Consider the following 1,951-nt stretch of genomic DNA (forward strand, 5'->3'; position numbering starts at 1 on the left):
TCTTTCCCTACACGACGCTCTTCCGATCTAAAAAACAAATTTATAAGATTATTAAGATTTATAAAATTACTACTTATTTTTAAAAAAAGAATAACTAACTACTTTTAGAAATTAAAAAAAAAGAATAAATTAAAAAATAAATAATAAAATAACTAATTATTTTTAAAAAAATAACTAACTACTTTTAGAAATTAAAAAAAAGAAGAATTAATAAAAAAAATAAAAATAATTGAAAAAAATTATTTTTAAAAAAGCAATTTTTAGCTATTTTTGAAATACAATTAAATAATGAGATTTTCCTTGAGGAATGTCCTCTCCAGTGTCCGGATTTAAGGAGAATAAACTCATGCCATGTTCCTTAAAGATTTCTTCCAAGTCTTCTGGACTGCTTCTAACAGTTATAGGAGGACCATGTCTTGCTTCCTGTTTTTTATAATCCATAATAGCAAGTTTTCCACCAGGTTTAAGAATTCTTTTTAACTCTTCAATAGCATCATCCATTCTTCTGGTTGCCTTGAATCCATGCCATACATTGATTAAAAGAATAACATCAACAGTATCATCTTCAATATCAATTGAATCTGGAATGTCAGCGCATAATGGAATAAGATTTTTTAATCCTTTCTCAACAACAGCCTTTTGCAAGTCTTCAATGGAAGGTTCATAAATGTCAACCGCATAAATGGTTGCATCATCACCTAAAATTTCAACAGCCTCAAGTGCAGCATGTCCGTCTCCACATCCTGCATCCATAAATACTTCATCACCATTAAGGTTTAATTCCATAATAATATCATGAGCATTTAAAAATGATTCGCTTGACCTACCTTGAATCCTATGTCCATTAGCAGGTAACATGCCAGTCTTATTTGCCATCATATCCCTCCAATAAAATAAGTGTTTGAATTAACAAGTCATAAAATAATTAATGGTTTAATTAATTTAATAATATACCACAAATATTTAGATATTTATACTAAATATTTTTTCATAAAATCAGTAATTTTATCAAAAGGGATAAATTTGAGATTATCATACAAATCGCAATGATAAGCTCCAGGAATAATCAGTAATTCCTTATTATCCCCCTTTAATTTTTCGAAAGCTGTTTTACTGAAATAGAGCGAATGAGCTAATTCACCATGTATTACAAGAACAGCGTTTCTAATTTCATGAGCATATTCTAATAATTTAGTGTTCATCAAAGAAAGACTAGCAGTAGCAATCCATCCATCATTAGAATTTGCTGAATTTTTATGGTACCCTCTTGGAGTCTTATAATAATCACAATATTGTTTAAGGAATAAAGGTGCATCATCTGGGCATTTATCTGGTAGTCCTCCTGCTCTTTTATATGTACCCTTTTTATAATCTTCTATTCTTTGTTCACATAATTTTTTTTTAGTTTCATATCTTTGATCTTCAGTTGTCGAATCATTATAGCCTAAAGCAGTAAGTCGACTCATATCATACATAGTAGAAGTTACAGTCGCCTTTATTCTTGGATCTTGTGCTGCACAATTTAAAGCATATCCTCCCCATCCGCATATACCTATAATACCTATTTTTTCTGGATCTACATTTTCTTTGATTGATAAATAATCAACAGCAGCTGAAAAGTCTTCGGTATTTGCATCTGGTGAGTTTAAGAATCTTGGTTCTCCTCCACTTTCTCCCGTAAATGAAGGATCAAAAGCTAAAGTTATAAAACCTCGTTCAGCTAATTTCATGGCATATAACCCTGATGATTGTTCCTTTACTCAACCAAATGGACCACAAACTGCTATGGCTGGTAATTTTCCGGTTTGTTCTTTTGGCTCATATAAATCTCCTGCTAAATATATACCGAACCTATTATGAAAGGTTACCTTTTTATGGGTAACTGTATCAATTAATTCAAATTTTTTATCCCATTCTGTTGAAAGAGATCGGAAGAGCACACGTCTGAACT

The 1,951-nt window shown here is 30.6% G+C and carries 2 protein-coding genes; both read right to left on the reverse strand.

Annotation, left to right across the window (positions count from 1 at the left end):
* Nucleotides 1-264 precede the first annotated feature (264 nt).
* The gene (locus Q0138_RS00805) at nucleotides 265-876 is read right to left on the reverse strand and encodes a class I SAM-dependent methyltransferase (protein ID WP_297979592.1); all 612 of its coding nucleotides are present in this window, start codon (nucleotides 874-876) and stop codon (nucleotides 265-267) included.
* Nucleotides 877-971: 95 nt separating this feature from the next.
* The gene (locus Q0138_RS00810) at nucleotides 972-1,730 is read right to left on the reverse strand and encodes an alpha/beta hydrolase (RefSeq protein ID WP_297979595.1); all 759 of its coding nucleotides are present in this window, start codon (nucleotides 1,728-1,730) and stop codon (nucleotides 972-974) included.
* Nucleotides 1,731-1,951: the final 221 nt, after the last annotated feature.

Source organism: uncultured Methanobrevibacter sp., assembly GCF_937906425.1.
Classification (GTDB): Archaea; Methanobacteriota; Methanobacteria; order Methanobacteriales; family Methanobacteriaceae; genus Methanobrevibacter.